Raw genomic sequence first — 25,634 nt, forward strand, 5'->3', positions numbered from 1 at the left:
GTCGCCCTCGCGCCTCTGCATGTCCGGGCCCAGAGTGGGACCCCAGGTGCGGCCGCGGGCTGGCCCGCCCGGCCCGTGCGCATCATCGTTCCCTTCCCGCCCGGCCAGGCGGCCGACACCGTGACGCGCCTCGTGGCCGACAAGCTCTCCGCGCGCTGGGGCCAGCCCGTGGTGGTCGAGAACCGTGCCGGCGGGGCGGGTGCGCCGGGGCTGGAGGCCGGGGCGCGCGCCGCCCCCGATGGATATACGCTGACCGCCGGCACCTCGGGCACGCTGGGCGTGAACCCCTCGGTGCTGGCCCGCGTGCCCTATGACGCCGAGCGCGACTTCGCGCCCATCAGCAACATCGCCATGGTGCCGCTGATGCTGGTGGCGCATCCGAGCTTCGCCGCGCGCGACGTGCGCGCCATGGCCGAGATGGTCCGCGCCCGCCCGGGCGACATCAACATCGCCAGCGCCGGCCCCGCCACCAGCCAGCACATGGCGATCGAGCTGCTGCAGATGCGCACCGACCTGCGCTTTTCCATCGTCCACTACCGCGGCTCGGGCCCTGGCATCACGGACCTGATCGCGGGCGTGGTGCCGCTGATGATGGACAGCGTGGCCTCCGCCCTGCCGCATATCCGCGGCGGCCGCGCCATCCCGCTGGCCGTGACGGTGGCGGGCCGCGTGCCGCAATTGCCCGAGACGCCCACCATCGCCGAGACCATCTCGCCCGGCTATCAGGCGGCGGGCTGGTCGGGGCTGGTGGCGCCGGCCGCGACGCCGCCCGAGATCGTGGCCAAGATTTCGACCGATGTGCGGGCGGCGCTGGCCGAGCCCGATGTGGTGCAGCGCCTGCTCAACCTCGGCACCACGCCTGACCCGGGCACGCCGGAGGAATTCGCGACCTTCGTCCGCAATGAGATCACGAAGTGGCGCGAGGTGGCGCGCGCCGGCAACGTCCGCCTCGACTGAGGCGGGGAACGCGGGCGCGCCAGGCGCCCGCGTCGGCTGGCGTCAGAGGCTGCCGCGCTGGATCAGCTCGATCTTGTAGCCGTCCGGGTCGTCGATGAAGGCGATGAGGGTGGTGCCGAACTTCACCGGCCCCGGCTCGCGCGAGATCGTGACACCCGCCGCGCGCATCTTCTCGCAGGTGGCGTAGATGTCGGGCACGCCGATGGCGAGGTGCCCGAAGGCCTTGCCCATCTCGTAGCTGTCCACGCCGTAATTGTAGGTCAGCTCCAGCTCGGTACCGCCGCCCTCATAGCCGAGGAAGACGAGGGTGTACTTCCCATCCGGCACATCGCGCCGGCGCAGCTCCTTCATGCCGAGATGGGTGGTGTAGAAGGCGACGCTGCGGTCAAGGTCGCCCACGCGCAGCATGGTGTGCAGGTAGCTGAAGCCAGCCATGGGGTGTTCTCCGGTCAGGGGGTGAAACGCTGGGACTCGACGGCGTAGATGAACAGCCCCGCATCGGCGGCGGCCCGCAGGGTCTCGGGCTTGTCGGCGATGACGGTGCCCAGCGCCTCGATGGCGATGCCGCGCAGCCCGGCCGCCACCGCGCCGGCCACGGTCACGGGGCCGATCACGGGCGCGTCCACGCGCATCTCCTGGCCGATCTTGGGCAGCTTCACCAGCACGCCGCCGGGGCCATCGCGCCGCTGCTCGCCGGCACGGGCCAGCAGGGCATCCGTGCCCTCGATCGCCTCCACGCCCAGCACCAGCCCCTGCTGGACCACCACCGCCTGCCCCACATCCTGCGGCGACAAGGCGGAAAGGACGGCGATGCCGCGGGCGATGTCCTGACGCGCCATCGCATCGGGCTCCGGCCCCGCCACCAGACCGGCCTCGGCCAGGATGCCGCCCAGGATGTGCATGGGCCCGATGATCTCGAAGCCTTCCTCGCGCAGCAGGTTCATGGCGGCGCGCAGCAGCGTGTCGTCGCCGCTGAAGGCGCTGCGGCCCACGCGCGCGATGGCCTTGGCCGTCCAGGCATCGGGCAGCAGCGACAGGATGGAGGGCCGGCGCGCGCGCCCGCTGAGCGAGAGCTTGGTGACGCCCTCGGCCCGCAGGCGGGCGATGATGTTGCCGGCCGCGCCCACGCGCTCGACCATGAAGGGGTAGCCGTCGAACAGCTTGGGGTCCGCGAAGTCGCGGATGCAGACGATGAAGACCTCGCCGCCCTTCTTCACCCAGGCATCGGCCACGCGGCGGGGATAGGGCCCGCCCCCGCGATGATGCCGAGCTTCATGCCTCTTCTTCCTCCGGCGCGATCTCGGCGGCCATGCGGCCGGGACGGATCAGTTCGCGGCGGCGGTCGCGCGCCTGGAGGAAGGCCAGCACCTCCTCCACCAGCGCATCACCGGCGAAGCGCTGCGCGGCCATTTCCATGCGCTCGGCGAAGATGCCGGGCTCGCGGAAAAGCAGGCGGAAGGCGGCGCGCAGCGCGTGCAGATTGTCGCGCGAGAAGCCGCGGCGGCGCAGCCCGACGGCGTTCAGCCCCACCAGCCGTGCGGGCAGGCCGAAGACATTGGCGAAAGGCGGCACGTCATTGGTCACGCCCGCGAGGCCGCCCACCATGGCGTGGCGCCCCACCCGGACCATCTGGTGCACGGCGGCCCCCCCGCCCAGGAAGCATTGCTCGCCCACCCGCACATGGCCGCCCAGCATGACATTGTTGGCGAGGATGACGCGGTCCGCCACCTGGCAATCATGCCCGACATGAGAACAGGCCATGAGCAGGCAGTCATCGCCCACGCGCGTGATGCCTTCGCCGCCCACGCTGCCGCGGTGGATGGTGACATGTTCGCGGATCTGGCAGCGGGCGCCGACCACGACGCCCGTGGGCTCGCCCTTGTACTTCAGGTCCTGCGGGGCGAGGCCCACCGAGGCGAAGGCCGAAAGCCGGCTGCCCGCGCCGATGCGCGTGCGCCCCTCGATCACGACATGGGAGAGAAGTTCCACGCCCTCCTCGAGCACGACATCCGGCCCGACGGTGCAGAAGGGCCCGATGCGGCAGCCCGCGCCGATGACGGCGCCCGGCGCCACCACGGAAGAGGCATGGATCATGGCGGTGGGGGAGATGCCATCCACGCGGATCACCGGTCCCGGATCATGGCGGCGTAGGTGGCCTCGGCGACGACCACGCCGTCCACCTTGGCCTGGGCGGAGAACTTCCACACATTCATGCGGCGCTGCGCCTTCGTGACATGGATGAAGAGCTGGTCGCCGGGCACCACGGGCCGACGGAACTTCGCGCCCTCGACCGACATGAAATAGACCAGCTTGCCCTTGAAGGCCTCGCCCAGCGTGGCGACCACCAGCACGGCCGCGGTCTGCGCCATGCTCTCGATGATCAGCACGCCCGGCATCACCGGCTCGCTCGGGAAATGGCCCTGGAAGTGGTTCTCGTTGATCGAGACGTTCTTGATGCCCACCGCGGAGTGGTCGGGCCGGATGTCCACCACCCGATCGATCATCAGGAAGGGGAAGCGATGCGGGATGGCCTGCATCACCTCCAGGATGCCATAGGCACCGATGGTGGCTGGTGGTGCGTCCTGTTGATCCATCCGCCTATTCCTTCTCCCCGTCCTTGGCGCCGGCGCGATTCTGCGCGGCAAGCCGTCTCATCATGGTCATGGCCCGCATGGCCTCCTTCACCGGCATGGCGGGGCTGCCCAGCATGTCGGCGCCGGCCGGCACGTCCCGCATGACCCCGGCCTGGGCGCCGATGCGCGCGCCGTCGCCAATGGTCAGGTGCCCCGTCAGCCCGGCCTGCCCAGCCAGCGTCACATAACGCCCCAGCGTGGTGGAACCGGAAACGCCCGATTGCGAAACCAGCACGCAGCCGGGCCCCATGCGCACGTTGTGGCCCACCTGCACCAGGTTATCCAGCCGGGTTCCGGCGCCGATCACCGTGTCGGCGTGGCTGCCGCGGTCCACACAGGCATTGGCGCCGATCTCGACCCCATCCTCCAGCCGCACGAGGCCGAGCTGGGGCATGGTCACGAAGCGGCCCTCCGGGGTGGGCACGAAGCCGAACCCCTCCTGGCCCACCCGCGCGCCCGGATGCAGCACGACGCCACGCCCGCAGATGGCATGGCTGATGCTGCTGTGGGCGTGCAGCCGGCAGCCCTCGCCCAGCACCACGCCCTCGCCCACCACCGCATGGGGGCCGATGACGCAGTCGGGCCCGATGCGCGCACCCTCGCCGATGACGGCATAGGGGCCGACATGCGTGCCCGCGCCGATTTCCGCGCCAGCGCCGATCACGGCCGTGGGATGGATGCCCGCGGGGGGCCGTGGCGGCGGATGGAACAGGGCGGCCGCGCGCGAGAAAGCGAGGGCCGGGTGCCGCACGACCAAGGCGAGGCACCCCTCGGGCACCGCCCCCCGCTGGGCTTCCTGCACCAGGACGGCCCCGGCGGCGGTGCGGCGCAAGGCCGCGAGGTTGCGCGCGCCATCGCAATAGGAAAGCTGCCCGCGCTCCGCCTCGGCCAGCGGCGCCACGCCCGTGAGGACAAGGCCCGTCTCCACCGTCGCGTCACAGGGTTCGCCCAGCGCCGCAAGGATGTCTTCGAGGCGCTGGGGCCCCGCCTGTGGGAAGAAGCGAGGGTCAGCCGCCATGGAGCAAGGGGCCGCCCTCAGCGGCGCGGGGGTTGGGCCGGCGGCGTCGCCGGGCGGGCGGCGGGCGCCGCGGGCGGGGCGGCGGGGGCCGCGGCACCGGGCATGGTGGGCGGGCTGCTGCCGTCATTCTCGGGGGAATCTGCACCTCCCGCGTGGCCCGGTTGAACTGCTGCGCCACCTCTTCCGTCAGGTCGAAGGCAGGGTCGTTCATGATGACCAGCGGCCGCGGCAGGACCATGTTCACGCTCCGCGCCTGCGCCACCTGCCGCACGATGTTGGCCAGCGATTCCTCGATCTGCACCAGGGCCTGCTGGGCCGCCACCTCGATATGCTGGCTGCGGTTGCGGAAGATGCGCTGGCTGTCGGTGATGCGTTCCTGCAGCTCACGCTCGCGGGCACGGATCTGGTCGGCGCTGAGCTGGGCGCGCTGGGTGGCGAGCTGCTGCTGCGCCTCACGCCAGTTGGTCTGCTCGCGCTGGAGATCCTCGTTCAGGCGGTTGCGCCGGCGCTCGATCTCCTCGCGCACCTGGTTGAAGGCGGTGGAGACGCGCTGCACCTCGGGAATGTCCACGATGCCGATGACGGCCGTGGGCTGCTGCGTGGTGGCGGGGCGAGCCGGCTGGGCGGCCGGGCGCTGGGCGGGGGGCGCTGCTGCTGCTGCTGCGCGGGGGCCTGGCCCTGCTGCGGGACGAACCACTGCTGCTGCTGCTGGGCCACCGCGGGGGCGGACCCCAGCCCGGCGGCCAAGCCCAGGATGACCGCGCCCATCACGGGGGCGGGGTGAATGCGAAACACGTTCATGCGCAAATGCCTATCCTCGCGCTCAGAAGCGGGTGCCAAAGCCGAAACGCACAACCTGTGTCTCGTCGTAGCTCTGCTTGGCGATCGCCTGGGCGACGTCAATGTTGATCAGACCGAAGGGGCTGCGCCAGGACACGCCCACGCCCGCGCCCACCCGGGGGCTGGCGTCGTCGCCGATCCCGGTGCCGCTGACCGTGCGCGACAGCGAGCCCACATCCACGAAGGCCCTGCCCACCAGGCCGAGTTCCGAGGGCACTGGCAGGGGGAAGCGCAGTTCGGTGGACTGCGTCCACATCAGACGCCCACCCAGCGCGTCGCGCGAGGCGATGTCGCGCGGGCCGGCGCCGGCGACGGCGAAGCCGCGCAGGTTCTCGCCGCCCAGGAAGAAGCGGTCCACGATGCGGTCGCGCCGGCTGCTGTCGAAGCCGTTCAGGATGCCGAAGCTGCCCGAGATGCTCAGCACGAAGTCCGGATCGCCCAGCAGCCGCTCCAGCGGCAGGAACAGTGCGCCGTCGAGGCGCGTGCGCAGATAGGCCACGTCGCCGCCCAGGCCGGCCAGGTCATTGCCCAGCCGGATGACATAGCCGCGGCGGGTGTCCAGCGGGTTGTCGCGCACGTCATAGGTCAGCGTCTGGCTGACCTGGCTGAGGATGGTGGTCCCCGCCTGCTCCACCACGAAGCGCGAGGAGCCGGCCTGGATATTGGAGATGCGGCGCTGCACCAGACTGTAGGACCAGGACTGCCGCAAACGCTCGTTGAACTCATAGCCCGCGCGCAGCGAGACGCCCGCGCGGCGCTCGTCGAAGCCCGAGACGCTGCGCAGATCGCGCTGGATGTAGAAGACGTCGCCGCCGATCGCGAGGTTGCGGTCGAGGAAGGAGGGATCGGTGACCGACAGGTCCACCTGGCTGCGGCGCTGCGCGATGGTGGTGTTGACGCGGGCGTCAATGCCGGTGCCGCCCAGGTTCCTCTCACGGATGCCGAAATCGGCCAGGAAGCCGGCATCGGTCGAGAAGCCGCCGCCCAGGCTGATCTCGCCGGTGGCGCGCTCGACCACGCGGGTGTCCACGATCGTCCGGTCGGGCGCCGAGCCCGGGGTGTTGTTGATCGTGATGTCGCCGAAATAGCCCAGGTTGCGGATGCGGTCGCGCGAGCGGCGGATCTGCGCGGCGTTGAAGGCATCGCCCTCGGCCAGGCGGAACTCGCGGCGGATCACGCGGTCCTGGGTGCGGGTGTTGCCGCTGATGTCGATGCGCTCGATGTAGATGCGCGGCCCTTCGGTCAGGGCGAAGGTGATGTTCGCCCGCCGCGCCTCGGTGTCGCGCGTGATCTGGGGCTGCACCTCCACGAAGGGGAAGCCGCGCAGATTGGCCGCGTCCGACAGCGCCTGCGAGGTCCGTTCCACCGCGTCGCCATCATAGGTGCCGCCCGGCGCGACCTCCAGGAAGCGGCGCAGCGTCGCCGGGTCGAGGTCCGGGAAGGCCGAGGTGATGTCAATGTCGCCGAAGGTGTAGCGCGGCCCCTCATTGATGGCGAAGGTGATGAAGAAGCCGCTGCGGTCCGGCGCCAGCTCCGCCGTCGCGGCGCCGATCTGCACGTCCGGATAGCCGTTGCGCAGGTAGTAGCGGCGCAGCAGCTCGCGGTCGAAGGCCAGGCGCTCGGGGTCGAAGCTGTCGGAGGTGGAGAGGATGCGGTAGAAGGCCTGCTCCTTCGTCGCCACCACGTCCCGCAGGCGGGCGTCGGAGAAGCCGGTGTTGCCCACGAAGTTGATGCGCGCCACCAGCGCCGTCGGGCCTTCCGTGATCTCGAAGACCAGGTTCACCCGGTTCTGATCGAGCTCGATGAGCTTGGGCTCCACCACCGCGCCGAAGCGACCGCGCCGGGCGTAGGTGTCCAGGATCGCCTGCCGGTCGAGCTGGACCAGCTGTGGCGTGAGCACCGAGCGCTCGCGCAGCTGGGTGGCCTGGCGCAGCACATCGTCGGAAATGCGCCGGTTGCCCTCGAAGGCCACCCGGTTGACGATGGGGTTCTCGGCCACCTCCACCACGAGGGTCGCGCCCTCGCGGCCGATGCGGACATCGCGGAACAGGCCGGTGGCGAACAGGGTCCGCAGGCTGCGGTCCGCCCGGTCGGATTCATAGACGTCGCCAGGCTGGACCAGCATGTAGCTGCGGATGGTGTCCGCCTCGATGCGCTGGTTGCCGCGGACCACCACGGAGGTGATGACATCCCCGGACTGGGCGGCGCGCGGCGCGCCCGCGCGCGGCTGGGCCTCCGCGAACGGATGCGGCAGGGCCACGAGAGTGGCGCTGGCGAGAAGCAGGACGCGGAGCGTGAGGCTCAAGGAAAAGCCATCCCTTCGTTCTGGAACGGAACAGGCGTGAACATAGACGGGGCGGCGGCGTGCCGCCACCCCAGGGGGAAATCCGCCCCCCTCACCCCAGCAATCCCCCGATCCAGCGGCCGATGGAGCCATGGGCGATGTCGTTGAAGGTGACGAAGACGAAGAGGCTGATGAGCAGGGCGAAGCCCACCCGGAAGCCATATTCCTGGGCCCGGGCCGGCAGCGGCCGGCCACGGATGGCCTCGGCCGCGTAGAACATCAGGTGCCCGCCATCCAGCAGCGGAATGGGAAAGAGGTTTAGCAGGGCGAGGCTGATGGACAGCAGCGCCATCAGGTTGATCAGCGGCACGATGCCGAGCGTCGCCGCCTGGCCCGAGACCTCCGCGATGCGGATGGGCCCGCCCATGTCGCGCGCGCTGCGGGTGCCGGTGATCATCTCCCAGATGCCCGTCAGGGTGGCCACACTCATGTCATAGGTCTGGACCACCCCGGCGCCCAGGGCGCTCAGCGGGTCCAGGCGCTCGAAACGCCCCTGCCCGCCCTGCACGCCCAGGATGCCCACGGGCTCGGCCTCGCTGCCCGGCCGGGCGATGGGCGTGGCCACCAGGTCGAGATTTCGCCCATCGCGCTGCACCGTCACACGGACCTGCTGGCCCGCCCGCGGCTGGATGTGGCGCTGCACCTGGTCGAAGCGGACCACCCGCTCGCCATCCAGCGCGATGATGGCATCCCCGGGCTGCAGCCCGGCCATCTCGGCGGGCGAGCCGGGACCCACCGCGGCCACCGTCGTCATGTCGCGCGGCGCGCCGAAAGTGGCGTAGAGCCCGGCGAAGAGCACCGCCGCCAGCACGAAATTGGCCACCGGCCCGGCGGCGACGATGATGGCGCGGTCGCGCACCGGCTTGTCGTGGAAGGTCTGGCCCGGCCGTTCGTCCACGCGCGACTCGGGCGGCAGTTCCTCGGCCGGCACATGCCCATGCAGCTTCACGTAGCCACCCAGCGGAATCCAGGCGATCCGCCATTCGGTCCCCTGCCGGTCCGTCCAGCGGGCCAGCGCGCGGCCGAAGCCGATGCTGAACACGTCCACATGGACGCGCCGCCAGCGCGCGGCGAGGTAATGCCCCAGCTCGTGGAAGAAGATCAGCACGCCCAGCACGACCAGGAAGGCCAGGATGGTGCGCAGCGTCTCGGGCAGGAATTCCAGCATGTCGGGTCCTCAGGCGGCCGCGCGGTGGGCGGCGATGTCGGTCGCGCGGGCGCGCGCCGCCGCATCCAGTTCCAGCACGGAGGCCAGCTCATTCACAGGCTGCCCGCCCAGCGCGGACAGCGTCTCCTCCACCACGGCCGCGATATCGAGGAAGCCCAGGCGGCGGGACAGGAACAGCGCCACCCCCACCTCATTGGCCGCGTTCAGCACACAGGGCGCGCCCCCGCCGGCGGCCAGTGCCGCGCGCGCGAGGCGCAGGGCGGGGAAGCGCGCCGGGTCCGGCGCCTCGAATTCCAGCTTGGACAGTGCCGCGAGGTCGAGCCGACCCACATCCACCGCCATCCGGTCGGGCCAGGCGAGGCAATGCGCGATCGGCGTGCGCATGTCGGGCGTGCCGAGCTGCGCGATGAGCGAGCCGTCCGAATACTGCACCAGCCCATGCACGGCCGATTGCGGATGGACCAGCACCTCCAGCTGGTCCGGGCGCACCGGGAACAGCCGCGCGGCCTCGATCAGCTCCAGCCCCTTGTTGAACATGGTGGCGCTGTCCACGCTGATCTTGGCCCCCATGGACCAGACCGGGTGGCGCACCGCCTGCTCGGGCGTCGCCTGGGCCATCTGGGCGAGACTCGCCTGCCGGAAGGGGCCGCCCGAGGCGGTGAGGATGATCTTCTCCACTGCGGCGTAGCCCTCGCCGCCCCGGCTCATCAGCGCCTGGAAGATGGCGTTGTGCTCGGAATCCACGGGCAGCAGGGTGGCGCCGCCGGCCCGCGCCGCCTCCAGCACCAGGGGGCCGGCGCAGACCAGGCTCTCCTTGTTGGCCAGGGCCAGCGTGCCGCCACGGGCCAGCGCGGCCATGGTGCTGCCCAGCCCCACCGCGCCCACGATGGCGGCCATGGTCCAGTCGGCCGGGCGGGCGGCGGCATCAATCACCGCCTCCGGGCCGCAGGCGGTCTCGATTCCACTGCCGGCCAGCGCCTCGGCCAGGGCCGGGCCGCATCCGGGGTCCGCCACCACGGCCAGACGCGCAGCATGCCGGCGCGCCTGGGCGGCGAGCGTGGCCACGTCCCGGCCCGCCACCAGCGCCTCCACGGCGAAGCGCCCCGGGGGGGCGGCCTCCAGCAGGGCCATGGTGCTGCGCCCGATGGAGCCGGTGCTCCCCAGCACGGTGATGCGGCGCGATGGACCCAAGACTACCTCCAAAGATGAACCCCGGCGCCGAGCAGCACCCCGATCAGGGCGCCCACCGGGGCCGCGGCCAGCACGCCGTCCAGCCTGTCCAGCAGCCCGCCATGACCGGGGATCAGGCCGGAGGAATCCTTTACCCCAAATCGGCGCTTGATCCAGCTTTCCAGCAGATCCCCCGCCTGGGCCGCCAGGCCCAGCAGAGCCGCCACCAGCAGCACCCGCGAGACGGAGAAATCGGAGGTGAAGACCATGGCGGCCAGCAGCCCCACCAGCATGGCCCCCGCGAGCCCGCCCAGCGCCCCGGACCAGGTCTTGTTGGGCGAGATGGAGGGCACGAGGCGCGGCCCGCCAAAGGCCCGCCCCGCCAGATAGGCCGAGATGTCCGAGGCCCAGACCACCAGGAAAAGAAAGATGACGTTGTCGCGACCCACCCGGTCATCGGCCCGCAGCTCGATCAGCGCGATGCCCGCCAGCCCGATATAGACGACGCCAAAGCCCAGCCAGAGCGGCGGCACCGGCCCGCGCGGATGCCGCGCGACCCATTGCGCCCCATAGGCGCCCGCCGCCAGGACCAGCAGCCCCCAGATGGACAGGCCCAGCACCGCCAGCAGCCCGGCGAGCAGCACCACGCCCGGGACCAGCATGCCAGGCAGCGCGCGAGTCGAACCGCCGCACAGCCGCACCCATTCCCAGGCCATGCCGGCCACGCAGATGGCCATCAGCCCGGCCCACCACTCGGCGCCCATCCACATGCAGGCCAGCGCGGCGGGCCCGAGCAGCGCCGCCGTCAGCGCCCGCTTTCGCAGATCTCCCCAGCGTTGCATGTGTCAGCCCGGCCGGCGCGCCCTGCCCATGGCTCAGCCCACCCGGGCGCCGAAGCGGCGCTCCCGGGCGGCGAAATCGGCCAGGGCGGCGTCGAAATGCTCGGCTCCGAAATCGGGCCAGAGCACGGGAAGAAAGACAAGCTCCGCATAGGCGGCCTGCCAGAGCAGGAAGTTCGAGATGCGCTGCTCGCCCGAGGTGCGGATGATGAGGTCCGGATCGGGCATGCCGGCCGTGAAGAGGCGTGCGCCGAAACCCGTCTCGTCCAGCGTGGCCGGATCCAGCTGGCCCGCTTGGGCGGCCGCCGCCACGGCCCGCGCCGCGGCCAGGATTTCCGCCCGCGCGCCATAGGACAGGGCCACGGTCAGGTTCAGCCGCGCGCCGCCCGCCGTGCGTTCCTCGGCCTGGAGGATGGCGGCACGGGTCTCGGCGCCGAATCGCTCCCGGTCGCCGATCACGCGCAGGCGCACGCCTTCCTTGGTGAGGTGCCCGACCTCCGCGCGCAGATAGTGGCGCAGCAGGCCGGTCAACTCCTGCACCTCATCGGCCGGCCGTGCCCAGTTCTCGGAGGAGAAGGCGAAAAGGGTCAGCCAGGACACGCCCGAGCGGATGGCCGCCTCGATGGTGCGCCGCGCCGCATCCGCGCCCGCCCGGTGGCCAAGCGCGACCGGAAGCCCCCGTGCCTGCGCCCAGCGCCGGTTGCCGTCCATGATGACGGCGACGTGGCGGGGCGGCGGCGCGCCCACGCCCGCCGCGGTGGCGGGCAAGGAGGACATCAGACGGTCTTGATGTCCTTTTCCTTCTCGGCGGTGACCTGCTCGATCTTCTTCACATATTCGTCGGTCAGCTTCTGGACCTCGTCGGACCAGCGCTTGGCGTCATCCTCGCCGATCTCGGACTTCTTCTTCCAGCCCTGGATCTGCTCCATGCCATCACGGCGCACGCCGCGCACGGCCACCTTCGCCCCTTCCGCATACTTGGCCGCGGTCTTGGCCAGCTCGTTGCGGCGCTGTTCCGTGAGCGGGGGCAGGTTCACCCGGATGGTCTGGCCCTCGGTCTGCGGGTTCAGGCCCAGGCCCGAATCGCGGATGCCGATCTCGACCGCCTTCACCACCGAACGGTCCCAGACCTGGACCGACAGCATGGAGGGCCCGCCCACCGAGACGGTGCCGAGCTGGCTCAGCGGCTGGTTGCTGCCATAGGCCTCGATGCGGATGGGCTCCAGCAGCGAGGGCGAGGCCCGGCCGGTCCGCAGACCGGTGAATTCCTTCTTGAGCGTCTCCATCGCGCCGTCCATGCGGCGGATGAGATCGGCCTTGAGCGTCTTGAGGTCGGGGGTGGGGCCGCCATGGGTTCGCCTCGCGGTCAGGGGGTGTCGGTCACGGTGGTGAAGCGGCCGTGGCCCAGCATCACCTCAGTAAAGGCACCGGGTTCATGGATGTTGAAGACGACGATGGGAAGATGGTTTTCGCGCGCCACGGAAATGGCGGCCGCGTCCATCACGGCCAGGTCGCGCGAGAGCATCTCCAGGTAGCTCAGCGTGGTGAAGCGCTGGGCGTCGGGGTTGCGGCGCGGGTCGCTGTCATAAACGCCATCCACCTGCGTGCCCTTCAGCAGGGCGTTGCAGCCCATCTCGGCCGCGCGCAGGGCGGCCGCGGTGTCGGTGGTGAAGAAGGGGTTGCCCGTGCCGGCGGCGAAGATCACCACCCGTCCCTTCTCCATGTGCCGGATGGCACGCCGGCGGATATAGGGCTCGCAGATGGAGGCCATGGGGATGGCGCTCTGCACCCGGGTCTGCACGCCGATCTGCTCCAGCGCGGACTGCATGCCCAGCGCGTTCATCACGGTGGCCAGCATGCCCATGTAGTCGGCCTGGGCGCGGTCCATGCCGGTCGCCGCCCCCGCGATGCCGCGGAAGATGTTGCCGCCGCCGATGACCAGCGCCACCTGGACGCCGAGCGCCACCACGCCCTTGATGTCGTTCGCGATGGCCTTGAGCGTGCCGGTGTCGAGACCGTAGTTGCGGTCCCCCATCAGCGCCTCGCCGGACACCTTCAGCAGCACACGCTTGTAGACGGGCGTTTCGCTCATGGGTGTTCCGCTCTTGTTGAAGGCGCAGTGGAAAGCGGCGCGGCAGGCCGGCCGTGAACAGCCCGCCGACCCGGTGGGCCGGCGGAGTTTAGCAGGGGTCAAGGGCGCGGCAAGCCGCGCACCCCGCCCTCACCATGCGGCGGGTGTCAGACGCCCGCCTGGGCCGCGACCTCGGCGGCGAAGTCCGTCACCTGCTTCTCGATGCCCTCGCCGAGCTGGAAGCGGGCGAAGCCCGTGCAGGTCAGGCCGGCCTTCTGGACCACGGCCTTCACGCGGCTCTCACCGTCATGCACCCAGACCTGCTCCAGCAGCACCACTTCCTCATAGAACTTGCGGATGCGGCCTTCGACCATCTTCTCGATGACGGCGGGGGGCTTGCCGGAGGCCTGGGCCTGCTCGGTCAGCACCGCCTTCTCGCGCTCCAGCGCCGCCGGGTCCACGGCGGAGACGTCCAGCGCATCCGGCCGGGTGGCGGCCACATGCATGCCCATCTGCCGGCCCAGCGTCAGGATGGCATCGGCCTCGCCGGCACCCTCCAGCGCCACCAGCACGCCGATCTTGCCCAAACCGGGCTTCACCGCGTTGTGGACATAGGTCGCGACCGCGCCCTGGCCGACCTTGAGCACCCGCGCGCGGCGGATGGTCATGTTCTCGCCGATGGTGGCGATCATCTTGGTCAGCTCGTCCTGCGTGGTGTGGCCGGTGCCGGGATAGGGCGCCGCCTGCAGCGCCGCCACATCCTCACCCACCGTCAGCGCCAGCTTGGCCACGTTCTCGACGAAACCCTGGAAGGCCTCGTTGCGCGCCACGAAATCGGTCTCGGCGTTCACCTCGACCATGGCGGCCACCTGGCCGTCCGAGGCCACGCCCACCAGCCCTTCGGCGGCCACGCGGCCGGACTTCTTGGCGGCGGCCGAAAGACCCTTCTTCCGCAGCCAGTCAATGGCGGCTTCCATGTCGCCGCCCGCCTCGACCAGGGCCTTCTTGCAATCCATCATGCCCGCGCCGGTGGCGTCGCGCAGCTCCCGCACCATCGCGGCGGTGATTTCAGCCATGAGCCTATTCCTTTGCTTGCTGAATCAGGCCTGGGCGGCCGGGGCTTCCTCGGCCGGCACCGCCACCTCTTCGGGCATCGGGGCGGCCATAGCGCCCAGGTCGGCGCCCGAGGCCTGCATCTCGGCCGAGATGCCGTCGAACACCGCACCCGCCACCAGGTCGCAATAGAGGTTGATCGCGCGGATCGCGTCGTCATTGCCCGGGATGGGGTAGGTCACGCCCACGGGGTCCGCGTTGCTGTCCACCACGCCGACCACGGGAATGCCAAGCGTGTTGGCCTCCTCGATCGCCAGCTTCTCCTTGACCACGTCAATGACGAAGATCAGGTCCGGCAGGCCGCCCATCTCGCGGATGCCGCCCAGCGCGCGGTCCAGCTTCTCCTTGTCGCGGGTCAGCATCAGGATCTCCTTCTTGGTGAGACCCTGGATGTCGCCGGACAGGCGCTGGTCCAGTTCCTTCAGGCGCTTGATGCTGCCCGTGATCGTCTTCCAGTTGGTGAGCATGCCGCCCAGCCAGCGGTGGTTCACATAATACTGGCCGCAGCGGGTCGCGGCCTCGGCCACGTATTCCGCCGCGCTCTTCTTGGTGCCCACGAAGAGCACGCGGCCGCCGCCGGCCACCGTGTCACGCACCACGCGCAGGGCGCGCTCCAGCATCGGGACGGTCTGCTGCAGGTCCAGGATGTGGACCTGGTTGCGCACGCCGAAGATGTAGGGGGCCATCCGCGGGTTCCAGCGCCGCGTGTGGTGGCCGAAATGCACGCCCGCTTCGAGCAGTTGGCGCAGGGAAACTTCGGGCATCGCCATGGCGATCTCCTTCCTGTTCAGTCCGGTTGGGCCTCCGCGGCGCAAACCCCGGATCGCTCCGGGACCGGACCCTGCCATGGTGGAAACACCATTCCGGAAGGGGCGCCGCGTGTGGATTACCGGCGGAACCATTCCACCGGCGCGGGGCTCATGGCCGAATTCCCGCCGGAACGCAAGCCTCCAGGGCCAAAACCACCCGCTCGGCGCCTGCTTTCACGGTCCCGTCATTGACCACGCGCACCACCCTGAGGCCCGGCGGCAGCGGCACCTCGCGTGCCAGCCGGGCCGCGATCTCGGCCTCGCCCTCCCGCCCGCGGGCCGCGAGGCGCGCGGCCAGCACGGCGGCCGGCGCCGTCACCTCGATGACGGTGAGCGGCGCGCGGGACGCCACCTCCTCCAGCACGGCACGCGAGAGGCTCATCACCGTGACCGGCGCGCGGCGCGTCTCCTCGGTGCGGATGCCGTAGTGCAGCCCATGCGCGCGCCAGCGCACCGCGAGGTCGGCCGTGGCGAAGCCCGCCTCGTCCAGCGCCTCATGCCCTTCCTCCCCCAGCCCATCGGGGCGGGAGATGACGCGGCGCGCGAAATGGAACCGGCCGTCCCCCGCCAGCGCCGCCCGCGCCGCCGCCAGCAAGGTGTCCTTGCCCGCCCCGGAGGGCCCCACCACCGCCACCCACATCGAACCGTCCCCGGATTGACGAATTGCGCCGCAGGCGTCCCTATCCCCACAATGCCAAGGAGGCCAGCCATGTTCACCACTCGCCCCGAGATCGCCGCCACCTTCGGTGCCGTGGCCAGCACTCACTGGATCGCCTCGCAGGTCGGGATGAGCGTGCTGGAACGCGGCGGCAACGCCTTCGACGCCGCCGCCGCGGCCGGCTTCACCCTGCAGATCGTCGAGCCGCACCTGAACGGCCCGGGCGGCGACTGCCCCATCATCCTGCACAGCGCGAAGCTGGGCGCCCAGCAGGTGATCTGCGGCCAGGGCCCCGCCCCGGGCGGGCTGACCGTGGCGCTGATGCGCGACCAGCTCGGCCAGTCCATCATGCCCGGCACCGGCTTCCTCGCCGCCCCCGTCCCGGGCGCCTTCGACGCCTGGGCGCGCATGCTGCTGGAACACGGCACCTGGCGCCTGCGCGACGTGCTGGAATACGCCATCGGCTATGCCGCGCGCGGCGCGCACATGGTCCCGCGCGTGATCCAGACGCTGGCCACCGTGAAGCCGCTCTTCGAGGCGGAGTGGAAGACCTCCGCCGCGCTGTGGCTGCGCGATGGCGGGCCCCAGCCCGGCAAGCTCTGGTCCAACCCCGTGCTGGCCGAGACCTATGCCCGGCTGGTGCGCGAGGCCGAGGCCCCCGGCCGCACCCGCGAGCAGGAGATCGAGGCCGCCCGCGACGCCTGGTATGGCGGCTTCATCGCCGAGGCCATCGACCGCTTCGTCCGCACGCCCATGATGGACACCTCGGGCGAGCGCCACGCCGGCGTGCTGACCGGCCAGGACATGGCGAACTGGCGCGCGGGCGTCGAGGCCCCCACCACCCGCGAATTCCGCGGCCACACCGTGCTGAAATGCGGCCCCTGGAGCCAGGGCCCGGCCATGCTCCAGACCCTGGCCCTGCTGGACGGCTATGACCTTTCGGCCATGGACCCGGTGGGCGAGGAATTCGTCCACACCGTCACCGAGGCCATGAAGCTCGCCTTCGCCGACCGCGAGGGCTTCTATGGCGACCCGGCCTTCGTGGACGTGCCGCTCGCCACCCTGCTGTCCGACGCCTATGCCGCCGAGCGCCGCAAGCTGATCGGGCGCGAGGCCTCGATGGAGTTCCGCCCCGGCACCCCCGATGGCCGCACGGCGCAGGGCGTGGACTACGCCGCCGCCATCCGCCGCGCCGCCGAGATGACCGCTGCCGCCGGCACGGGCGAGCCCACCGTCTCGCGCCTCGGCGCCTCGGGGGGCGACACCTGCCATGTGGACGTGATTGACCGCTGGGGCAATTTCGTGAGTGCGACGCCGTCGGCCGGCTGGCTGCAATCCTCGCCGGCCGTGCCGGAGCTCGGTTTCTGCCTCGGCACGCGCTGCCAGATGTTCTGGCTGGACGCGGAGCTGCCAAACGGCCTCAAGCCCGGCAAGCGGCCGCGCACCACCCTCTCGCCCTCCATGGTGCTGCGCGACGGCAAGCCCTGGATGAGCTTCGGCACCCCGGGCGGGGAGCAGCAGGACCAGTGGCAGCCCATCATGCTGGCGCGGATGCTGGCGCATGGCTTCAACATCCAGGAGGCCATTGATCTGCCCTCCTTCCACTCCGAGCATTGGGTCAGCAGCTTCTGGCCGCGCGGCGCCAAGCCCGGGAAGCTGGTGCTGGAAGGCCGCTTTGCGCCCGCGGTGCTGGAGGCGCTGAAGGCCCGAGGCCATGCGGCCGAGATGGGCGGGGAATGGAGCGAGGGGCGCCTGACGGGCGCGCGGCTGGAGGCGGATGGCCAGATCTTCGCCGGCGCCAATCCGCGCGGGATGCAGGGCTACGCTGTCGGGCGCTGAGGCGCCCGACAGCTTTTTATTCGCCCTCAGGCGCCGGGCGCCGCCTCCGGCGGCTTGGCTTACGCGCCTCGCGCTGGTGCGGCTGGTGGAATGTTGGTTTGGGCGCGCCGGCCGCTTTGCGGCCGGGTGGTCGTGAAGGCAGCGCGACCCCGGGGGGACGGCAGGTGGCGCGCGCTGTTGGCACGCGCCACTCCAGGGGTCAGCTCTTCGACACGCCCCAGAAGAAGGGCAGCGGGCCCTTCTGGATGCCGGTGACGTTGCTCCGCCAGGCCGTGTAGCCCAGGAAGAAGCCGGTCGGCGCATACACCACGTCGCGGATCGCGGCCGCGTTCACCTTGTCCATGGCGGCCTTCTCGGCGGCCGCGTCGGGGGCGGCGAACCACTCGTCCACACCCGCCTCGACCTCGGCCGAATCGGGCCAGCCGAACCAGGCGCGCTCACCCGTGGCGCGCAGCGCGTTGTAGGCGGCGGGGTTCACGCAATCCGCGCCCGCGTGCCAGGTGTGGAACATGCTCCAGCCGCCCTGGCCGGGCGGGTTGCGCATGGCGCGGCGCTGGCCGGTGGTGCCCCAGTCGGTCGCCACGAAATCCACATTCATGCCGAGACGCCGCAGCAGGTCGGCCGTCACGTCGCCCTGCGCCTTCGTGATGGGCTGGTCCTGCGCCACGATGCAGGTGACCGGCTCACCGGCATAGCCGCCCGCGGCCAGCAGCCGCTTGGCGGCGTCAATGTCGCGCCGACCCTTCAGGATGTCGCCGCCCGCCTCGGTGTAGCCAGGGGTGCCCGGGGTGAAGAAGCCGGGCAGCGGCTTCCACAACGCGCTGTCACTGCCGACCAGCGCGGTCATATAGTCCTCCTGGCTCATCGCCATCAGGATGGCCTGGCGCACCTTCTGCGAGTTGAAGGGCTTGTGCAGGTGGTTCATCCGGAAGGAGCCGATATTGCCCAGCGGGTCCGCGATATCCACCTGCACGCGGCGGTTGCGCCGCAGCAGCGGCACCAGGTCGGTGATGGGGTTTTCCCACCAGTCGATCTCGTTGTTCTGCAAGGCGGAGGCGGCCGTCGCCGGGTCCGGCATCACGATCCACTCGACGCGGTCCACCATCATGCGCTTCGACGCCGAGAGCCAGGTGCCGCCATTCTCCCGCGGCACATAGCCGTCGAACTTCTGGAAGACCGAGCGCGCGCCGGGCACCCATTCATTGCGGATGAAGCGCATGGGGCCGGAGCCCACATATTCGCCGATCTGCTGGAAGGGGTCCGTGCGCGCTATGCGCTCGGGCATGATGAAGCAGATGGGCGTGTTGGTCTTGCCCAGCGCGTAGAGCAGCTTCGGATAGGGGCTGCGCAGCACCCAGCGGAAGGTGCGGTCATCCACCGCCACCAGCTCGTTCTGGATGGCGCGGATCATCTGGCCCATCGGGTCGCGCGGCATCCAGCGCGTGATGGAGGCCACCACGTCGCGCGCCAGCACCGGCTCATTGTCGTGGAAGCGCAGGCCGGCGCGCAGCGTGAAGGTCCAGGTCAGCCCGTCCTGCGAGGTGGTGTGCCCCTCCACCATCTGCGGCCGCGGCGTCAGCGTGTCGTCCACGCCATAGAGCGTGTCCCACACCATGGCCGACGCATTGCGCACGACATATTGCGTGCCCCAGATCGGGTCGAAATTGGCGAGGTTCGCCTGCGGCACGAAGCGCAGCGTGCGCGCGGCGGCGCCCTGGCTGAGTGCCGGCGCGGCGAAGCCGGCGCTGCCCGCCAAGGCGGCCCCGGTCTGGAGGAATTGTCTGCGGTCCATGCCCACTCTCCCTGTTCTGGCGCGGCGTTGCCGCCCGCATGGGCGGCGGCTGCCGCGCGCCTGGGCAGGAGGGGCGGAAAACCCGCCCCTCCTGCCGACAGGGCGCGTCAATGCAGGGACCGTGCCATCACAGCTTGCGCTGCATCGCCGCCAGGTAGCCGCGGTTGCGCGTGGGCGTGATCAGGATCTCGTTCAGGCAGACATGCGCGGGCGTGGCCGCGATGAAGGCGATGAGGCGCCCGCAATCCTCGGGCTGCACCATCTCGGACAGCTCCTGCTCGCTCAGCTTGTTGGGGCGCTTGTCCATGATGGGCGTGCGGACCTCGCCCGGGCAGACCACGGTGCTGCGGATGCCGTTCGCGCATTCCTCCATGTTGATGCTGTGGCTCATCGCCACCACACCATGCTTGCAGGCGGTGTAGCCCGGGCCGCTCAGCGGGCTCACGAAGCGGCCGGCCATGGAGGCGGTGTGGATGATCAGCCCGTCCTGCTGCTTCCGCATGGCGGGCAGCACCGCCAGCGTGCCGTGGAAGGCGGACATCAAATTTCCGTCCACCAGCTCCTTCACACCGGCGGCCGTCAGCCGCGACCAGGCGCGTTCGGTGATGTTCAGCCCGGCATTGTTCACCAGGATGTCAATGCGGCCATGCGCGGAGAGGATGGCATCCGCCACCGCCTGCACGGCCGCCGCATCGGCCATGTCGCAGGCCTTCACCTCGGCCGTACCGCCCTTGGCCGCGATGGCCTTGGCCACGGCTTCCAGCTTGGAGGCGGTGCGCCCCGTCAGCACCACCACGGCCCCCTCGGCCGCCAGCGCATGCGCGCCCGCCTCGCCGATGCCCGTGCCCGCCCCCGTGACCCAGGCGATCTTTCCCTTGAGCTGCGCCATCGTTCCTCTCCCTCTGCTTTGGAACCTTGGGCGGCAGTCTGACGCAACGGGCTGCCGCGGCAACCCGGCTTGTGAGCCGTGCGGCCGCATGCTTCGCTTCGCCCATCAGGAGGAAACGACATGGCAAAGTTCCGCATCGTGACGCCGGCCGGCGCCAGCTTCACCGTGGCCGGCGGCGGCTACGACTATGAGATGGAGGCGCTTAACCTCGCCAACATCGACGCCGAGATCGTGGAGGCCCCCACCGACACCGCCGCCTTCATCGCCGCCGCCCGCGACGCGGACGCCATCTACGCCAAGGGCATTCCCTTCACCGCAGAGATCATCAACGCGCTGGACAAGTGCAAGGTGATCTCCCTCGGCTCGGTCGGCGTGGACAGCGTGGACGTGAAGGCCGCCACCGCCCGCGGCATCCCGGTCACCAACGTGCCCGACACCTTCATCGAGGAGGTGGCGGACCATTGCATGATGCTGCTGCTCTCCACCTTCCGCCGCACCATCGAGCAGGACCGCATGGTGCGCGAGCATCGCTGGCGCGAAGGCCGCCCGGCCCTGCTGCAAATTCCCCGCCTGATGGGCCAGACGCTGGGCTTCGTCAGCTTCGGCCGCGTGGCACGTGCGGTCGCCAAGCGCGCCAAGCCCTTCGGCCTGAACATGATCGCCTATGACCCGTTCCTGGACGAGACGGTGATGATCGAGAACGGCGTCGTGCCCGCCACGCTGGACGAGGTGATGTCGCGCTCGGACTTCGTCTCCATGCACGCCCCAGCCCGGCCCGAATGCACCGGCATGCTGACGGAACGCCACTTCAAGCAGATGAAGCCCAGCGCCATCTTCCTCAATGTCGGCCGCGGGCCCACGGTGGACGAAGCCGCGCTGATCAAGGCGCTGCAACAGGGCTGGATCGCCTATGCCGGCCTCGACGTGCTGGAGGTGGAGCCGCCCAGCCACAACAACCCGCTGCTGAAGATGGAGAACGTGATCCTCTCGGCGCACACCGCCTCGGCCAGCGCGCGCTTCGACGAGGCACGCAAGCGCCGCGTGGGCGCGGAACTCGCCCTCGTCGCGCAGAACAAATGGCCGATGAGCTGCGTGAACCCGGCTGTTCTGCAAACCACGAAGCTGCAACGCTGGCAGCCGGTGAACCTGGGCCGCGGGCCGAACAGCTGAGGCGGCGCCGGGCGCCCTAGCCTGCCTCCAGCCCTGGCCGGCGGTAGCTCGCGGCCGCGCGTTGCGACGTCCAGGCGATGGCGAAGCGACAGGCATCGGCGCCCATCGCCTCGCAGGTGATCTCGCGCACCACTGTGCCCGGGTCCACCAGGCGGTGGAACAGCCGTTCGAGGGTGACGGCGTAGAGGTCGCATACGGGGTGCGCGCTGCGCGCCCCACGGCAGAGCGGGCAGCCCGCGATCTCCAACCGCGCCGGGTTGCCCGGCGTGACGCGCATCCGTCCCGAACCCGCGAAGGTCCAGCCATGGCGGGCGATGCTCGCCAGCAGCAGCCGCGCGCCGAGCCGCGCGGGCAGCGCGCGGATCACCCATTGCACCGGGTGGGGAATGCGATGCGCCAGCAGGTAGTCGCCGGTCAGCTTGCCGGCCTCGCGCGCGATGCAGGCGGCATGGGCGTCGCCCAGGGTCTCGCGCAGCGCGGCTTGCAGGGCCGCCACATCCGCCTCGTCCACCATGCGCGTGGGCGGCTGGTCCAGGTGGTGGGTGAGCCCGGCGCGCGCGAAGACCGCACGGCAGAGGCGTGCGCCGCGGTGCGCGCGCAGCGCCTCCGCAACCCGCGTGATGGCATTGGGCCCGACCTGGCCGTTCACAGCTTCATGCGCGGCGGGGCCGTGCCCTCCATCTGCGCTTCGGTGAGCTGCTCGGCGCCCCCGCCGCAGGCCTTGATGTCCGCGGCTGCCGCGCGCCTGCGGCTGGGCGCCTGCTTCCAGTCGCGCGCCTCCTCGGTCATCTGGCGGTTCGCGTCGAAGTGGAAATCCACCTTCTTCTTCGATTGCGGGCCCCAGTAGCCGACGCGGCCGAGGTCATAGAATTTCCGCTCGAAGCCCGATTTCAGGAAGGCCTTCAGGCAGCCCAGCAGGTAGTTGCGCCGCACCTTGTCGCGCACCCAAGGGTAGCTCAGGAAACTCTTGCGCATGTAGAAGCGGCGGTAATTGTGCATCACGCGGTCGAGCAGCGTGGCGCGGTCCATCGCGTCGGGCTTCATGATGGGGGTGACGAAGTTGTACTTTTCGAAGTCGAACACCTCCACCTTGTCGCCCAGCTCGCGGAACAGGTCGCTGAAGGGCCAGGGGGTGTACATGGCCCAGTTGGCCATGTCCGGCGCCCAGTCCTGCGCCATGCGGTAGGTTTCCTCCAGCGTCTCGACCGTCTCGTTCTCCAGGCCCACGATGAACTGCGCCTCGGTGACGATGCCGTTGTCGCGCAACAGCTGGATGGCCTTCCTGTTCTGCGCGATGGTGGTTTCCTTGTTGAAGCGGTCGAGCTTCAGCTGCGCCGCCGCCTCGGTGCCCAGGCTCACATGGATCAGCCCCGCCTTGCGGTACATGGGCAGCAGCGCCTCGTCGCGCAGGATGTCCGTGACGCGGGTGTTGATGCCCCAGAGCACGGGCAGGTTCCGCTCGATCATCAGTTCGCAGAACTGCACGAACTTCTTCTTGTGGATGGTGGGCTCCTCGTCGGCCAGGATGAAGAAGCCCACGTCATGGTCGCGCACCAGCGTCTCGATCTCGTCCACGACCTTGCGCGGGTCGCGCACGCGATAGTCGCGCCAGAACTTCCACTGGCTGCAGAAGGAGCAGGTGAAGGGGCAGCCGCGCGCCATGTTCGGGATGGCGACGCGCTTGCCGAGCGGGATGTAGATGTACTTGCTCCATTCCAGCACGCCCCAATCGGGCTGGATGCGGTCCAGCTCCTTGATCGGCGGGGCGGCCGGCGTGGCCACGACCTGCCCGCCGTCGAGATAGGCGATGCCCTTGACCTTGCCGCGCTCGGCCAGCCACTTTCCGTCATCCACGCAGCGCACCAGGTCGAGAAAGACCTGCTCGCCCTCGCCACGCACGATGGCGTCAATCCAGGGCGCCTCGGCCAGCACCTGCTGGTACATGAAGGTGCCATGGATGCCGCCCAGCACCGTCACGGCCTGCGGGCAGACCTCCTTGGCGATCTGCAACAGGCGCTCGGCCTTGTAGATGGAGGGCGTGATGGCGGTGGCGCCCACGATGTCGGGCTTCAGTTCCGCCAATGCGTCGCGCACCTGCTCATCCGTCAGGTTGTTGGTCATGGCGTCAATGAAGGTCAGGTCGGTGTAGCCATCCGCCTTCAGGTAGCCCGCGAGATAGGCGACCCAGGCCGGCGGCCAGTTCCCCGCGATCTCCGCACCGCCCGAATGGTAATTGGGGTGAACCAGCACGATGCGCATCGCGACACCTCCATTGACGATGGAGGCAGGCTAGGCGCGGGCTTGCAGGCACAACCTTGATGTGCCGCAAGCGCGATGCGCGTTACTGCGGCAGGCGGCCCCGGGTCTGCAGGTCCGCGAACAGCTCGATGGCCCAGCCGATGCGCTCGTCCAGGCTGCGCGCCGCGACGGCCATGGGCGCGGGCGTCACCGCATTCACCAGGAAGGCATTGGCGGCGAGCGGCGGCTCCGCCCCACCTTCGGCGCGCGCCAGGCTCGGCAGCCGCGCGCGCGCGACGAGCGCCAGCTTGCGCGAGGAGGACACCACGGCGCGGCGCGAGATGCTGTCGAAGCCATGGCGCGTCACCTCCGCGCCGATCTCGGCATAGATGCGGTGCGCGGCGCGGATCGCGGGCCGGCAGTCGCGCGGCAGCATGGCGATGCCGGCTTCCGCGCGGGTGTAGAGGCGCTGCGCCTCGGCCAGCAGCCGCGCCACCACGATGCCGATGGCGGGCGAGAACTCCGGCTGCGCCAGGAAGTCGCGTGGCGCCACCCCCGCCTCGCGCAGCCAGGCGCAGGGCAGATAGAGGCGGCCGGCCCGCGCATCCTCGCCCACATCGCGCGCGATGTTCGTCAGCTGCATCGCGGCCCCGAGGTCGGTCGCGCGCGCCAGCGCCGCATGGCTGCGCACGCCCATGATGAGGGTCATCATCGCCCCCACCGTGCCCGCCACGCGCGCGGCATAGCCGTGCAGCGCCTCGATGTCCGGATAGTGGCGGCCCTCGGCGTCCCAGGCGAAGCCTTCCAGCAGCGCTTCGGGCAGGGTGCGCGGAATGTCGTGCAGGCGCACCGCGGCGGCGAAGGCGCGATCGGCCGGGTGGTTCTCGGGCAGGCCGGCATAGGCCGCGTCCAGCCGCCGGCGCATGAGGGCCAGCCCGGCGCGCGGGTCGGCGGCATTGTCCACCGCGTCATCGCCCAGGCGGCAGAAGGCGTAGAGGGCGGTGGCGCTGTCACGCACCCGCCGCGGCAGCAGCAGCGAGGCGGCATGGAAGCTCTTCGAGCCAACCCGCAGCAGGTCGCGGCAGGCTTCGAGGTCCTCGGGCGCAAGGCGGGGTTCGGCGTCCATCACGCGGTCTCCAGGATGCGACGCGCGACGAGGCCGGGTGCCTCCTCATGCGCGAGATGACCAAGGCCGGGCAGCGCCTCGATGCGGGCGGCGGGCAGCAGCGCCTGCAGGCGGCGCGCCTCGGTGGGGCGGATGGTGCGGTCCTGCTTGCCCACGATCAGCGTCAGCGGCGTGGCCAGAAGCGGCAGGTCACGCGCCAAGCCTGGCAGGTCCCAGGCGGCCATCATGCCGAGCGTGGCCGCCACATGCCCGGGCCGGCGGAACAGGCGGGCGTAGAGATCCACGCCCTCGGGCGGCAGGACGGAACCGGTGTCGCGCAGCAGGCGTTCCACCGTCGCGCGGTCGCGCGCCTGGCGCGCGGCGAGGCGGGCCACGCCAGGCAGGTTCACCATCAGCCGCGCCATGGGGCCGAACACCATGCCGGCCATGCCGCCCAGCGGCAGCAGCGCGCCATTGATGGAGATGAGCCGCTCCGGCGCGGCCACTCCATCCAGGCAAAGCCGCGCGCCCAGCGCAGCCCCCGCCGAATGCCCGATGATCAGCTCCGGCCGCACATCCAGCACCCGCAGCAGTGCGGTGATGCCCGTGGCCATGCCCGCGAGCGAGAGCCCTCCCGGCGGCGGCATCGCGGAAAACCCCTGCCCCGGCAGATCCGGCATGACAATGGTGTAGCGCCGGGCCAGCAGCGGGCCGATGTCACGCCAGGAATGGGTGGAGGCGCCGGTGCCGTGCAGCAGCAGCGCCACGGGCGCATCGCGCGCCGCCCCGTCCAGCACCTGCACATGCCAGCGCAACCCACCCGCCAGCACGAAGCGGCTGGCGGCGCGATGCGGCCAGTCGGCCGCGGAGAGCCAATCAGCCGCCGCGGGGACGATGGCCCGTTCGGGGAGGAGGAGGGTGGCGCTCATCCCGCCCCCGATCGCCGGAGGGCGGAAGCCCGGAGGCGTGAAGCGGTGGCGG

At 70.7% G+C, this 25,634-nt stretch carries 25 protein-coding genes; 3 read left to right on the forward strand and 22 right to left on the reverse strand.

The genetic code is table 11. The annotated features are described in order from the left end of the window. Nucleotides 1-75 precede the first annotated feature (75 nt). Complete coding sequence (locus ICW72_RS04145; protein WP_223880812.1) at nt 76-957, forward strand: Bug family tripartite tricarboxylate transporter substrate binding protein; 882 nt, start codon at nt 76-78, stop codon at nt 955-957. 42 nt (nt 958-999) lie between these two features. On the opposite strand, the gene gloA is transcribed toward ICW72_RS04145, so the two are convergent. The 16 genes from gloA to ICW72_RS04225 all read right to left on the reverse strand — a co-directional run bounded on the left by gloA (nt 1,000) and on the right by ICW72_RS04225 (nt 15,602). Next, nucleotides 1,000-1,392: a lactoylglutathione lyase gene (gloA, locus tag ICW72_RS04150; protein WP_191085071.1), complete on the reverse strand. Its 393-nt coding sequence runs from the start codon at nt 1,390-1,392 to the stop codon at nt 1,000-1,002. 14 nt (nt 1,393-1,406) lie between these two features. Continuing rightward, the gene (locus ICW72_RS04155) at nt 1,407-2,189 is read right to left on the reverse strand and encodes an LpxI family protein (RefSeq protein WP_191085072.1); all 783 of its coding nucleotides are present in this window, start codon (nt 2,187-2,189) and stop codon (nt 1,407-1,409) included. Between the two features lie 40 nt (nt 2,190-2,229). After that, a complete protein-coding gene (gene lpxA, locus ICW72_RS04160) occupies nt 2,230-3,051 on the reverse strand; it encodes an acyl-ACP--UDP-N-acetylglucosamine O-acyltransferase (RefSeq protein ID WP_191086113.1) in 822 nt (273 codons plus the stop codon). A 29-nt stretch (nt 3,052-3,080) separates the two neighbouring features. Continuing rightward, nucleotides 3,081-3,551: a 3-hydroxyacyl-ACP dehydratase FabZ gene (gene fabZ, locus ICW72_RS04165; RefSeq protein ID WP_191085073.1), complete on the reverse strand. Its 471-nt coding sequence runs from the start codon at nt 3,549-3,551 to the stop codon at nt 3,081-3,083. Between the two features lie 4 nt (nt 3,552-3,555). Continuing rightward, nucleotides 3,556-4,608: a UDP-3-O-(3-hydroxymyristoyl)glucosamine N-acyltransferase gene (gene lpxD / locus ICW72_RS04170; RefSeq protein WP_191085074.1), complete on the reverse strand. Its 1,053-nt coding sequence runs from the start codon at nt 4,606-4,608 to the stop codon at nt 3,556-3,558. Further along, nucleotides 4,598-5,179 carry an OmpH family outer membrane protein gene (locus ICW72_RS04175; RefSeq protein ID WP_232370763.1) on the reverse strand — a complete coding sequence of 194 codons (582 nt, stop codon included), beginning with the start codon at nt 5,177-5,179 and terminating at the stop codon, nt 4,598-4,600. Before ICW72_RS04175 ends, lpxD begins: the two co-directional genes overlap by 11 nt. Nucleotides 5,180-5,431: 252 nt before the next feature. Next, complete coding sequence (bamA, locus tag ICW72_RS04180) at nt 5,432-7,753, reverse strand: outer membrane protein assembly factor BamA (protein WP_223880814.1); 2,322 nt, start codon at nt 7,751-7,753, stop codon at nt 5,432-5,434. A 91-nt stretch (nt 7,754-7,844) separates the two neighbouring features. Beyond that, nucleotides 7,845-8,960 (reverse strand): RIP metalloprotease RseP, encoded by a 1,116-nt coding sequence (gene rseP / locus ICW72_RS04185; RefSeq protein ID WP_223880815.1) that lies wholly within the window; start codon nt 8,958-8,960, stop codon nt 7,845-7,847. Between the two features lie 9 nt (nt 8,961-8,969). Further along, nucleotides 8,970-10,151 (reverse strand): 1-deoxy-D-xylulose-5-phosphate reductoisomerase, encoded by a 1,182-nt coding sequence (gene dxr, locus ICW72_RS04190; RefSeq protein ID WP_191085076.1) that lies wholly within the window; start codon nt 10,149-10,151, stop codon nt 8,970-8,972. 2 nt (nt 10,152-10,153) lie between these two features. Then, the gene (locus ICW72_RS04195; protein WP_191085077.1) at nt 10,154-10,972 is read right to left on the reverse strand and encodes a phosphatidate cytidylyltransferase; all 819 of its coding nucleotides are present in this window, start codon (nt 10,970-10,972) and stop codon (nt 10,154-10,156) included. 33 nt (nt 10,973-11,005) lie between these two features. Further along, a complete protein-coding gene (uppS, locus tag ICW72_RS04200) occupies nt 11,006-11,746 on the reverse strand; it encodes a polyprenyl diphosphate synthase (protein WP_191085078.1) in 741 nt (246 codons plus the stop codon). Then, nucleotides 11,746-12,267, reverse strand: coding sequence for a ribosome recycling factor (gene frr / locus ICW72_RS04205; protein ID WP_191085079.1), 522 nt, complete (start codon nt 12,265-12,267; stop codon nt 11,746-11,748). Before frr ends, uppS begins: the two co-directional genes overlap by 1 nt. A 68-nt stretch (nt 12,268-12,335) precedes the next feature. Beyond that, nucleotides 12,336-13,061: a UMP kinase gene (gene pyrH / locus ICW72_RS04210; protein ID WP_184383192.1), complete on the reverse strand. Its 726-nt coding sequence runs from the start codon at nt 13,059-13,061 to the stop codon at nt 12,336-12,338. Between the two features lie 146 nt (nt 13,062-13,207). Further along, complete coding sequence (gene tsf / locus ICW72_RS04215) at nt 13,208-14,116, reverse strand: translation elongation factor Ts (RefSeq protein WP_191085080.1); 909 nt, start codon at nt 14,114-14,116, stop codon at nt 13,208-13,210. A gap of 24 nt (nt 14,117-14,140) precedes the next feature. After that, nucleotides 14,141-14,923: a 30S ribosomal protein S2 gene (gene rpsB / locus ICW72_RS04220; RefSeq protein ID WP_191085081.1), complete on the reverse strand. Its 783-nt coding sequence runs from the start codon at nt 14,921-14,923 to the stop codon at nt 14,141-14,143. Between the two features lie 148 nt (nt 14,924-15,071). Further along, entirely contained in the window at nt 15,072-15,602 is a 531-nt protein-coding gene (locus ICW72_RS04225; protein WP_191085082.1) for a phosphonate metabolism protein/1,5-bisphosphokinase (PRPP-forming) PhnN, read from the reverse strand. Between the two features lie 69 nt (nt 15,603-15,671). On the opposite strand from ICW72_RS04225, the gene ICW72_RS04230 reads away from it, so the two are divergent. After that, entirely contained in the window at nt 15,672-17,459 is a 1,788-nt protein-coding gene (locus ICW72_RS04230) for a gamma-glutamyltransferase family protein (protein WP_191085083.1), read from the forward strand. 199 nt (nt 17,460-17,658) lie between these two features. Here ICW72_RS04230 and ICW72_RS04235 read toward each other — a convergent pair whose 3' ends face one another. Together ICW72_RS04235 and ICW72_RS04240 are read right to left on the reverse strand one after the other, a co-directional pair. After that, on the reverse strand, nt 17,659-19,251 hold the full coding sequence (locus tag ICW72_RS04235; protein WP_191085084.1) for an ABC transporter substrate-binding protein: 1,593 nt from the start codon (nt 19,249-19,251) through the stop codon (nt 17,659-17,661). 127 nt (nt 19,252-19,378) lie between these two features. After that, nucleotides 19,379-20,140 (reverse strand): SDR family oxidoreductase, encoded by a 762-nt coding sequence (locus ICW72_RS04240; protein ID WP_191085085.1) that lies wholly within the window; start codon nt 20,138-20,140, stop codon nt 19,379-19,381. Between the two features lie 120 nt (nt 20,141-20,260). Here ICW72_RS04240 and ICW72_RS04245 point away from each other — a divergent pair, with 120 nt between their 5' ends. Then, nucleotides 20,261-21,310: a C-terminal binding protein gene (locus tag ICW72_RS04245; protein WP_191085086.1), complete on the forward strand. Its 1,050-nt coding sequence runs from the start codon at nt 20,261-20,263 to the stop codon at nt 21,308-21,310. Nucleotides 21,311-21,326: 16 nt separating this feature from the next. Here the strand turns inward: ICW72_RS04245 and bchJ are convergent, their stop codons facing one another. From bchJ to bchO, 4 genes are all read right to left on the reverse strand, one after another. Further along, a complete protein-coding gene (bchJ, locus tag ICW72_RS04250) occupies nt 21,327-21,959 on the reverse strand; it encodes a bacteriochlorophyll 4-vinyl reductase (protein ID WP_191085087.1) in 633 nt (210 codons plus the stop codon). Continuing rightward, nucleotides 21,956-23,569, reverse strand: coding sequence for a magnesium-protoporphyrin IX monomethyl ester anaerobic oxidative cyclase (bchE, locus tag ICW72_RS04255; protein ID WP_191085088.1), 1,614 nt, complete (start codon nt 23,567-23,569; stop codon nt 21,956-21,958). The genes bchJ and bchE overlap by 4 nt, the downstream gene beginning before the upstream one ends. An 82-nt stretch (nt 23,570-23,651) precedes the next feature. Beyond that, on the reverse strand, nt 23,652-24,674 hold the full coding sequence (locus ICW72_RS04260) for a phytoene/squalene synthase family protein (protein WP_191085089.1): 1,023 nt from the start codon (nt 24,672-24,674) through the stop codon (nt 23,652-23,654). Further along, nucleotides 24,674-25,582, reverse strand: a complete 909-nt coding sequence (bchO, locus tag ICW72_RS04265; RefSeq protein WP_191085090.1) for an alpha/beta fold hydrolase BchO — start codon at nt 25,580-25,582, stop codon at nt 24,674-24,676. Before bchO ends, ICW72_RS04260 begins: the two co-directional genes overlap by 1 nt. Between the last annotated feature and the right edge of the window lie 52 nt (nt 25,583-25,634).

The organism is Roseococcus microcysteis, from assembly GCF_014764365.1.
Lineage (GTDB): Bacteria > Pseudomonadota > Alphaproteobacteria > Acetobacterales > Acetobacteraceae > Roseococcus > Roseococcus microcysteis.